Genomic DNA, 10,033 nt, shown 5'->3' on the forward strand with positions numbered 1-10,033 from the left:
TCTCACGGTAACTGTCTGGCATCGGTGGCCGCTGGATTCCACGTGCCAGCAGCCATTGCTGGCACTTGCGCTGCCAGGTTGGATCATTGGGATTCCCGGGGTGCCAGAAGATGTCTTCGACGATCAGATGGCGTTCTGGCGCAGGAAAAGGCTTCTGATAGGACGAGTCTCCTGCGGTAACGTCAGCGCCGTGCTCCAGTAGCCAATAGGTCTGCTTAAACCCTCCCCTTCCCGCATATTGACCAAGAATGGAGTGCCCTCTTGTCATCGCATCAATATCCGCCCCGCGCTCTATCAGCAACTGCACGTTCTGCCATTGGTTGTGCCAGATAAATGCCTGAAACAACAATGTCTCGTCATTGACATTGCGCGTATTGGGATCGCCGCCATGGTCCAGCAACAGTTGGAGATAGCTTGGATCTTCCTGCTTGGCCGCCCATACCATGGCGTTGTCATAGTCGAAGTAATCGCCAACACTGCCATCCTTGAATTTCTGGATCGTTCGTCCAGGTTTGCGTGCATTCGGATCAGCCCCGTTCTCCAACATCGCCTTCAATCCTTCGGGGCTGTGCGTAAAGATCGGCCACGCCAACAACGGCATCCCTTCCTTGCTGAAGACGGCGTCCGGATTCACCCCTTCGTCCTTCATCAAGCGATGCACCACCTGCGCATCGCCATACTCCGCCGCCACCGCCAGTTGCTGCGCCTTGGGATCGGTAAAGAACGTCTCCACGCCGTAATGCGACAACTGCGCCGGCGTGGGTTCGCTGCAGCCGGCCAACACAAGCCACAACGCGGCAACGGCGAAGTAAAAGTAGCGATGCTGCCCATGCATTCGAAAATACGGGAGGAAGGTCATGCATTGTTCCGGGAGGGGCCAATTTGGCCGTCCTGGCTGAGCATAGAATTGCCGGTCGTGTGCGTCTGTCAGTGGACGCTGACGCGGCCTTGGCAACTAGATGACGCCACGATGTCAGTGCAGCGTGCGGCTTGCTTCGTCCAGCGTATGCAAGTTGTTCTGCACGCCGTCGTTGAGGAGTTCGTTCTGCACGTGGTAGGCGGTGATGTGCTGTTGCACGTCGTACACAGGCAAGTCGTTCTGTTCGGCGAAGCGTTTTGCCGTGAGTGGATGCAGGCCGGCGGCGTTGAAGGTGGTGGCGGGCGCGCCGCCGATGGCGGAAGCGGCGGAGGCCAGGCCGCCGCCGAGGCTATGGCCGGTGTTCTCCACCTGCAAACCATTTCGCTGCAATTCGTGAGCGAGACGCATCGCTTTGTCATAGTAATCGGTTTCCAGACCGATCGATTGCGGGAAGTTGTTGGCGAGGAAATCTTCCTTCGATGTATCACGCAAACCGTTGGCGGTGAGCACTTCGCCGGTAGAGCCTTTGAAGGCTACCGTGGGTTGGTAGCCTGGGCCGAGTAATGCGGGATCGGGCAGGTAGATTTCGGCGCGGAAGCCGGAGGCATCTGGCCGAAGCATGTCCAGGAACTCATCATTGCTCAGATGGAGTCTTGCCGCAATTTTCTGCACCCATTCCGGATGCTCACTGACACGTATCCAGCCCGACGGCGCAGCGCCTTCACCTTTGGCCGCGGCGTATACATCCGCACTGAGCAACGCCAACTGGCGATCGTGATAGAGCCGCTGCAATGCATCGGCTCGGCGCACGCAAGCGGGATCGCCACTGGTGCGCAGTTGTTGCAGCAAGGCTTGTTCGTTTTGAAATTCCGGCATGACATCGCTCCGTGACGGGTGGGGTTACAACAACGGAATATCTTTTTCTTCGTAGGGAAAACCGAGATTTTTTCGCATATCACGGTAACGTCCTGGCATGGGTGGTCGGCGGAACCCATGCGCCATCAGCCATTGCTGGCACTTGCGCTGCCAAGTAGGGTCCTCGGGATTGCCGGGATGCCAGAAGATGTCTTCGACGATGAGATGGCGTGCTGGCGCCGGAAACGGCTGCTGATAAGGCAAGTCTCCTGCGGTAACGTCGGCACCGTGCTCCAATAGCCAATAGGTCTGCATAACCCCCCCCCTACCCGCATAGCGAGCAAGAATGGAGTTTCCTGTTGTTATCTCGTTGATATCCGCCCCACGCTCCACCAGCAACTGCACGTTCTGCCATTGGTTGTGCCAGATGAAGGCCTGAAACAACAACGTCTCGTCATTGACATTGCGCGTATTGGGATCACCGCCGTGATCCAACAACAGCCTGAGATAGATCGGGTCTTCCTGTTTGGCGGCCCACACCATGGCGTTATCGTCGTAACGAAGGCCCCGCTCTCGCGATGGGTAAGCCTGTTTGACATTCGGATCAGCCCCGTTCTCCAACATCGCCTTCAACCCTTCGGGGCTATGCGTAAAGATCGGCCACGCCAACAGCGGCATGCCTTCCTTGCTGAAGATGGCGTCCGGATTCACCCCTTCCTCCTTCATCAGGCGATGTACCGCCTGCGCATCGCCATACTCCGCCGCTACGGCCAGTTGCTGCGCCTTGGGATCGGTAAAGAAATTCTCTACCCCGTAATGCGATAGCTGCGCTGGCGTGGGCTCGCTGCAGCCGGCCAGCAACAGCCATAACGCAGCAACCACGAAATAGAAGCCCCGGTGCGGTCCATGCATTCGGGTGGAGGGGGAAAGGATCATGGATGGCTTCCTGGAAAGACCGGTCCCTTGGCCGGCATGACCGAGCATAGAATTGCGGGCCCTGGGCGTCTGTCAGCGAATGCTCACGCAGACTTGGCTTTCAAGAAGCCAGATTCTTCAGGTCTCAACAACTTCACGAAATCCCGGTCGCCCAGACGGATCTGGGTTGCAAAGTGGCGCACCCTCGCCTTTGGCGGCGGCGTACACATCCACGCTCAATAGCGCCATCTGGCGAGCGTGGTAGAGACGCCGCAATTCGTCCGCTCTGCGCATGCCTGTCGATGGCGATGGTCGCTGTGGGATACCAATAGACATGCTCGATGGTGGAGGACTTGGGCGAGCGTGCGATGCTGGGGGCTGTGCGTGAAGCCGTTCAATCATCGGATTTCCCAGCTATCGTCATGACGTTTGGCCAGCCGGTGATCCGCCGCCGAACCTCAACTTGGGTGCCTCGACTGCACCAAGCAGCCTTGGCTTACAGTCTTTATCTTCGTAATAGCGAATTTTGTCGCACATGATCGGGTGCGCCAGGCCCCGAATGAAGATGATTTCCTTTTTGATATCGAGCTCCTTCAGTTCTTGCGGGAGCATCAACGGCCGACACTCTTCAATGTCGGTGTAGGACACTTGGCCGCCACTGGTACGGGTGCGTTGGCGTTTGCGTTCGGTGGTGTTGCCGAGCATCTCGCTGTACTCATTGGCATCGCGCTGCTCCCCTGGCGTGTAGATCACGCGACAAGTAAGGTTGCTAGTAATGGTCCGCGCCTTGTCCGGGCCATAAACATCATCCAATTGCGAAAGCGATTGGATGACACAGGCCAGGCGTATGTTGTAGCCGGCAAGATGAGTCAGATCGTTGACGATTGCGTCGATGGGCCCCAGTGCTGTGAATTCATCGAGCAGAAACAGGCACTCGTATTTCACGGTGGAGTCCTTCTGCGGCGTCGCATCCGTGTTGAGCTTGATCGCCTGTTCGAAGAACAGATTCAAGATACCACTGGCTTCACCCAGCTTGTTCGGTGTGACGCCGACGTGGATCGTTTGCCGCTGACGGCGGAGCGTCCGTAGATCGAAGTCGTTGCCGGACGTCGCCTTGTCCAGGATCAGGCTGGCGAAAATCAGCAAAGGAGCCTGTGCGCAGCCGATGACCGAGGCGAATGTTTGCTCAGGCAGCGAAGTGATATTGCCGAATTTGGTGCGCGTTTCGTCGCAAACGTCGGGTCTGGCCAGCCTGGACTTCAGATACCCTCTCAAATCATTGCCGTCGCCGGACAACAGACGATAGACCCCGCCCAACGTGGGGTATGGCGCTTCCTGATTCGCTCCCGCTCGCTGGGCGTGCTGCCAGACATCAAACAAGAGACTGGCGGCAGCGACAAAGCTGGCGCGTGCCGTATTGGTCCAGAACGGGTCCTGCCCAGGTGCCACCTTGTACAGACATTGGGCAATTGCTTGAATATCCGAGGTGCGATGCAAGGCTTCTGTGCGAACGTAAGCAAACGGATTCCAGCGATGGGTTCGCAAGTCGTCGGCAAAAGGATTGAAAAGATAGACAGGCCCCCATTGAGAACGGCACTTGGATGAGACTTCGTGCCCCTCCTGCTTCATGTCCACCACGACCAGAGATCCAGCGTAGTGCAGAAGATTCGGCATGACGAAGCTCACGCCCTTCCCAGCACGGGTTACAGCCGCCAACAGGATGTGAAACGGACCGACCAGGCGCAAAAGGCGGCTACGGTGTTTGCCAACGATCACGCCATATGGGTTGTCGTTGACGAGCTTCGACCTGGCGATGTCACCATCCAACGCGAAGCGGGCATCACCGTGCGTGGCCCGTTTTTTCGGACGAAAGAGAATGTGCAGTGCGCCGAGCCATACCAAGGCGAAAACGCCAAAGCCGAGGCCGCCAGCAAGGTGGATTCGAGTGGCATACGGCTGATAAGCAGGCAGTTCGAGTGCTTGATGGTAGTTCCAATATGTGAGAGCGGTGAGCGGGCCGTTGACCTGAAGGAACAGATAGGTCAACCAGCCTGATAAGTAAGCTCCGGCCAGAATGGCTAGCAACAAGCCGGCCATAGCGACACTCGCCTTGGTGCGGGTGCTCATGGAAACAGGTACTCCCTGGACTGATTCTTATGACGATGGGGTTAAGCATCCCCCGATCTCATCGGCATACCAGTCGGGATACGGCTACAGAAATGAGCGGAAAGCCCCGAGACTGACGTCAGGATTGGATGCGAAAAGCAAGCAAATCCTTTCTTTTGACGGCCCGCGCATACCAAATACTCGCCAAGATATTTCGACCCTTTGTTGGGTTACGCTGCGCTAACCCAACCTACGCGTCACGATGGCCTGATGCATCACGACTCACCCGTCATCCTGCTCCTTGCCGCCGGCGATGGCAGCCGCTTTGGCGGTGCCAAGCAATTGGCTGATATTGCCGGCGAGCCGATGGTTCGGCGCGTGGCGCGCAGGCTGCTGGAAACGCATGCGCCGGTGCTCGTGGTAACCGGCGCACATGCCGTCGGCGTGGAAGCGGTGCTCGACGATCTGCCGCTGGGCGTGGTGCGCTGCGAGGACTGGCAACTAGGCATGGGCAACTCGCTCGCCGGAGGCATGCGCGCGCTAACCCGTGCGTTTCCACACGCTTCGGCCGTGCTCATCTGCCTGGCCGATCAACCACTGCTGGATACGGCAACGCTGCACACGATGCTTCAACGCCACCAGGCGGCACCAGAACGCATTCTTGCCACCGGGCACGACCGCACACAGGGGCCGCCGGTACTGTTCCCGCGCGACTGTTTTGCTGCATTGGCCGCGCTTTCCGGCTCTTATGGCGCACGCCGGCTGTTGAAGGCGGAAGCATCGCGCGTCGAAGTCTTCACCGCGCCAAGCGGGATCGACGTCGATACGCCGGAAGACCTGAACCAGGTGCGAGCCTTAGTCGGATCAAGCAGCAGGAAATCCTGAGCCACCGGGACCGCGACAAAGCGGAACGACCCTTGGCACTGGCCTGTCCGGACATCTATCCTTTTTGTCATATTTGAGTAAAGTGCCCCCATTCGCATCGACTTTTGTTTGTCACAATTGCTGCATTGCAATAAAACGTGTCCAGGGGCATTCCTGCCGAAGCTGATTTAAATCAAGCGGCGCCATAACCATGGCAGCTTGACTATCTTGAGCTTGGTGCCGAACTCGCGGGGAGTCGGCATGTTTTCACGGAGCCATACGCGACGGACAACGGGGAGCACGCACTCCATCCATTTCTTTGGGGAGGTTCCGGCAATGAGCAGCGAGCAAGCTATTGCGCGATTCTCGAATCCAGCGCCACTAGGCCTGGCGGGTTTCGCGTTGACGACGTGGTTGTTGAGCATGATCAACGCGGGCTGGTTCACCGGCGATGCCATGAACATGGTGCTGGCCGTGGCCATGGCCTATGGCGGCACGGCGCAGATGATCGCAGGCGTGATGGAACTGCCGCGCGGCAACACCTTCGGCGCAACGGCCTTCGTCAGCTACGGCGCATTCTGGTGGTCGTTCGCACTGTTCGTGCTGTTCCTGCACGACAAGGTGCCCGGCGCGTTCGTCGGCTGGTATCTCTTCATGTGGGGGGTATTCACGTTCTACATGTGGATCGGCACGCTGCGTGCCGCACGCGCCCTGCAACTGATTTTTCTTGCGCTGTGGATCACCTTCTTCCTGCTCGCCGCCGGCGAGTGGACCGGCATGCCCGTCCTGCACACGGCCGGCGGTTACGTAGGACTGCTCACGGCCCTCCTGGCGTTTTACCTGTCGGCGGCCGAGATCATCAACGAAGCCCACCAGCGGGTCGTGCTGCCGATCGGTGCGCCGCGTACCGCGTGAAACAACTGGCGATAACGATAAGGAGAACATCATGAAACGACATGCCCTGTTCCTGTCTCTCGCAGCCATGGGCCTTACCGTCACCGCTCCCGCCTTCGCCGCGCAGAAGACCGATAGTCGGGATGCGCAAATCAAGGCGCTGAAGGCGCTGGTGGAAAAGCAGCAGCAGCAACTCAACCAGCAACAGCAGGATCTACAGCAACTGCACGACGCACTGAGCCAGTTGCAGAACCAGCAGACACAACAGCAAACGCAAATCCAGCAGACCCAGCAAGTGCAGGCCGAACAGGCGAAGACCATCGCGGCCGTACCTGCCAAGCCGACGTTCAGCAGCGCGCCGGGGGTATCGGTGTCGCTCCACGGCTTTATCGATGCCACCGCGTTTACGCAGAGCAAGAGCTTCACCTACGGCAACGGCCAGAACGCTGAATATCCGATACCCGGATCGAACGGCCAGCTGAGCGGCGTGGACGTGCGCAATACACGCTTCTGGCTGGACCTGACCGGCGGCAAGATCGCCGGCGACTGGATCGGTGGCGGCCATCTGGAAATGGACTTCTTCGGCGGCAACAACGGCACCAGCGGTTATTCGATGGAGCAACCGCTGCCGCGCCTGCGCCAAGCCTACATGACGCTGGAAAACCCGGTGACAGGCAGCAGTTTCAAGATCGGCCAGATGTGGGATCTGATCTTCCCGCTGGATGACCTGCCCAATTCGATCAGCCATATCGCCTTTCCGCTCGGTTATGGCACCGGCATCATCGGCTGGCGCTTCCCCGGCATGATCTTCTCGCAGGACCTCAACCACGGTTCCAGCGGCCCCCTGTGGCGACTGGATCTGGGTGCGTTCTCGGGCACGTGGAGCGGCCCGGGCAGCCCGATCAACTACGTCAGCGCCGGCAACGCCAACTTCCGCCCGCAGCTTGAAGCGAAGTTGCACGTGCAGGAGCCCAAGCAATGGATGCTGTTTGCCGCCGCGCACTGGAGCCAGATCAACCTGGCCGGCGTGGGTGGTACCGAACCGACGCCGATCAAGCGCCAGTTCTCCAGCACGGCGTTCGAGGCGGGCGGCGAATGGACGCCTGGCCCATGGGTATTCCGCGGCGTGGGCTACACCGGCCGCGGCATCGCCCAGATTTTCGGCGATCTCTCGCAGTTCGGCGATATCAAGAACACCGGCGGCTACGTGATGGGCGGCTACAAGTTCGACCAGAACTGGAGCACCAACCTGTTCTACGCGATGAGCAAGCCCAGTACGACCGATGTGATCCGCTGGTTCAACAACGGCTCGACCGGTTTGCTGAAGGATCGCCAGGAGGCTGCAAACCTGATGTACAGCGTGGGCGACTACTCGTTCGCCCTGGAATGGATCCACGCCATTCTCGACTCCACCAGCAATGGCGTGAACCGAAAGCAGACCAGTGGCAATCAGGTGAACGTGAGTGCGTTTTACAAATTCTGATGCGATCTACGCCCTCTCCTCATGCTGAGGAGAGGGTGAGGTGCGAATAGACGTAGGCCGGGATGCAATCCCAGCTTTATTGAGGCTCCCGATGCTGGGATTTCGCTCCGGCCTCCACGCTCAATAAACGAACACCGAAGCATCGGCCGGCAACACACGATCGCCGGCAAGCTCACGCGCTTTGCTGAGATACGGCTCGGCATACGCCGCCTGCCCCAGCGCGCGATACACGCATGCTTGCGTCCACGCCGCGCGCCAGTCCGATTGCCCCCAAGGCGACAGCTTGCCGCTGACGGATGCGGCTTCTTCCACTTTGCCCGCGATCAGCAACGCCTGTGCATACGCCTGGCCGACATCGACGATGTATTCCGGCACGCCGAATGCATCGGCCTTGCTCATGGCGAGCTTCAACTGATCCAGCGCACGGTCGCGTTGGCCTTCGCTCCATGCCTCCGTCGCTTGCGCACGCAGTAGCAGGATAGCGATCGCTTCATCCTCGTCCGTCGATCCGGCCGCCCATGCCTGCATGGCGGCAACGGCATCGGCGAGCTCCTTGGGCTTGCCGGCGCGTTGCATCACCATCACGTTGGTGAGCAACGCGTTGACGTAATCCTTCGTTTCGTTGCCCTTTTTCAACAGTGCCGGTACCAGGGCCTTGGCCATCCATGCCTGGGAGGCCTGGATGTCATCCTGCTCCAGCGCAAGCTTGGCCAGCAATACGTAGACCGTGTCCTGCAGGCCCGGCTCGCCCTTGGGATCAGCTTCAATCTCCGCCAGCAACTGCTCCAGCAGCTTGCCTGCCTCCCGCGTGCGGCCGTTGTCGGCCAGCGCATGCGCGCGCTCGTACGCGAGGATGTGCCGCTCAACCTGCTCGGTGAATGCCAAGTGCTTCTGCTCGAGCGGCCAGTAGCGGTCGGTGGTGGCCAACTCGTCGCGAAACTGCAACAGCATCCGTTGCGATATGAGCCGGTCCTGCAGGGGATAAGCCAGAAATTGCGACATGCCCATGCGCTGGTACGTATCGTAGGCGCGCTCGATCACCGGAAGTGCCTGCGCGTATTGCCCACGCTGCATGGCCAGATGCGCCATGGATTCATCCATGCTGAGCGCACCGACGGTATGGCCGGCCAGCGCATAGTTGACGCGGGCCAGGCCGAAATCCGACTGTGCCTGGTCGAATTTGTATTCGAGCTCCTCAAGCTCTCCTCGCTGTGCATAGGCAAATGCCAGGTACACGGTGTTCTTCTGCTTTTGCAGCAGTTGCACCGCTTCCGTCAACGCTGCCGCACCCTCGGCATACTTGTGCTCGCGGAAGTAGACGTAGTATTGCTGCGCAAGCACCCTGCCACGTAATACGGGTTGCTCGTTCGCGGGCAAACGCTGCAACAGATCGGCCAAGCCCTGCTTGCAAGGCGCGTATTCCCCGAGATTGCAATGGAACGAGGCCTTGGCAAGGTCGAACTCAGGCATCTCGCGAACAGCGGGCGGCGCCTTGTCGATCAATTCGCGCTCGGCGTCGACGGAACCGGCATCCTCTGCCGCCTCGATGCGCATCAAGTATTCCTCCCTGGTGTCGCCGGTAACCAGGCCGCCGTGCCGCGCCGCAAAGCCGATCTGCGGCAACAGCAGATCGTCCGCCAGGCGGGCCGCCTTCAACACGTTGTCAGACGACGCCTCGGCCTGCCATGTACGTCCTTGGGCGCTGGTGGCGTCGAGATGGACGTGCCAGACGTTGTCGGCCAAGCTGACGCGCGGGCGGATCACCAAGGCGAATGCCGCAAACCGCTGCGGACCTTCCGTATCGGTCCGGTCGAGCAATTCGAGCACGGTCTGGCTGCTTTCGACAGGAACGTGCGCGGCGCGCAAATCGTTGGAGAACAGGTCCATCAGCCCCAGGCGCAGCCACTTCCAGTCCTCCGGCGCATTCACGTCCGCGGGCAGCACGATGGCGGTGCCCTGGTTGAATGGAACCGGCCGGTGCTCATGCCCCGACCGCCGCCACCAGACCACCGCCGCGGCGAGCACCAGCAGCAGCGTTATCCCGATCGAACGGCGTA

General features: G+C 59.7%; 8 protein-coding genes. 3 read left to right on the plus strand and 5 right to left on the minus strand.

Annotation, left to right across the window (positions count from 1 at the left end; all coding sequences use genetic code 11):
- The 4 genes from VMA74_RS20135 to VMA74_RS20150 all read right to left on the minus strand — a co-directional run.
- Positions 1 to 733, minus strand: a 733-nt coding sequence (locus VMA74_RS20135; protein ID WP_414649644.1) for an ankyrin repeat domain-containing protein, incomplete at its 3' end; no start/stop codon positions are given.
- A gap of 240 nt (positions 734 to 973) precedes the next feature.
- The gene (locus VMA74_RS20140; protein ID WP_325370255.1) at positions 974 to 1,735 is read right to left on the minus strand and encodes a hypothetical protein; all 762 of its coding nucleotides are present in this window, start codon (positions 1,733 to 1,735) and stop codon (positions 974 to 976) included.
- A gap of 24 nt (positions 1,736 to 1,759) precedes the next feature.
- Entirely contained in the window at positions 1,760 to 2,698 is a 939-nt protein-coding gene (locus tag VMA74_RS20145) for an ankyrin repeat domain-containing protein (protein ID WP_414649645.1), read from the minus strand.
- A 351-nt stretch (positions 2,699 to 3,049) separates the two neighbouring features.
- Positions 3,050 to 4,756 carry a type IV secretory system conjugative DNA transfer family protein gene (locus VMA74_RS20150; RefSeq protein ID WP_325370257.1) on the minus strand — a complete coding sequence of 569 codons (1,707 nt, stop codon included), beginning with the start codon at positions 4,754 to 4,756 and terminating at the stop codon, positions 3,050 to 3,052.
- A gap of 249 nt (positions 4,757 to 5,005) precedes the next feature.
- On the opposite strand from VMA74_RS20150, the gene VMA74_RS20155 reads away from it, so the two are divergent.
- From VMA74_RS20155 to VMA74_RS20165, 3 genes are all read left to right on the plus strand, one after another.
- Positions 5,006 to 5,620, plus strand: a complete 615-nt coding sequence (locus tag VMA74_RS20155; protein WP_325370259.1) for a nucleotidyltransferase family protein — start codon at positions 5,006 to 5,008, stop codon at positions 5,618 to 5,620.
- A gap of 315 nt (positions 5,621 to 5,935) precedes the next feature.
- Complete coding sequence (locus tag VMA74_RS20160; protein WP_325370261.1) at positions 5,936 to 6,514, plus strand: acetate uptake transporter; 579 nt, start codon at positions 5,936 to 5,938, stop codon at positions 6,512 to 6,514.
- Between the two features lie 31 nt (positions 6,515 to 6,545).
- Entirely contained in the window at positions 6,546 to 7,976 is a 1,431-nt protein-coding gene (locus VMA74_RS20165) for a hypothetical protein (protein ID WP_325370263.1), read from the plus strand.
- 120 nt (positions 7,977 to 8,096) lie between these two features.
- Here VMA74_RS20165 and VMA74_RS20170 read toward each other — a convergent pair.
- Positions 8,097 to 10,033, minus strand: a 1,937-nt coding sequence (locus tag VMA74_RS20170) for a hypothetical protein (RefSeq protein WP_325370265.1), incomplete at its 5' end; no start/stop codon positions are given.

It is taken from the genome of Dyella sp. (assembly GCF_035508675.1).
Taxonomy (GTDB): domain Bacteria; phylum Pseudomonadota; class Gammaproteobacteria; order Xanthomonadales; family Rhodanobacteraceae; genus Dyella_B.

Excerpts from the sequence above, each read along its gene's own strand:
- VMA74_RS20145 (WP_414649645.1), bottom strand. The coding sequence starts at position 2,698 with ATGCTCGGTCATGCCGGCCAAGGGACCGGTCTTTCCAGGAAGCCATCC.
- VMA74_RS20160 (WP_325370261.1), top strand. The coding sequence starts at position 5,936 with ATGAGCAGCGAGCAAGCTATTGCGCGATTCTCGAATCCAGCGCCACTA.
- VMA74_RS20155 (WP_325370259.1), top strand. The coding sequence starts at position 5,006 with ATGCATCACGACTCACCCGTCATCCTGCTCCTTGCCGCCGGCGATGGC.
- VMA74_RS20150 (WP_325370257.1), bottom strand. The coding sequence starts at position 4,756 with ATGAGCACCCGCACCAAGGCGAGTGTCGCTATGGCCGGCTTGTTGCTA.
- VMA74_RS20140 (WP_325370255.1), bottom strand. The coding sequence starts at position 1,735 with ATGCCGGAATTTCAAAACGAACAAGCCTTGCTGCAACAACTGCGCACC.
- VMA74_RS20165 (WP_325370263.1), top strand. The coding sequence starts at position 6,546 with ATGAAACGACATGCCCTGTTCCTGTCTCTCGCAGCCATGGGCCTTACC.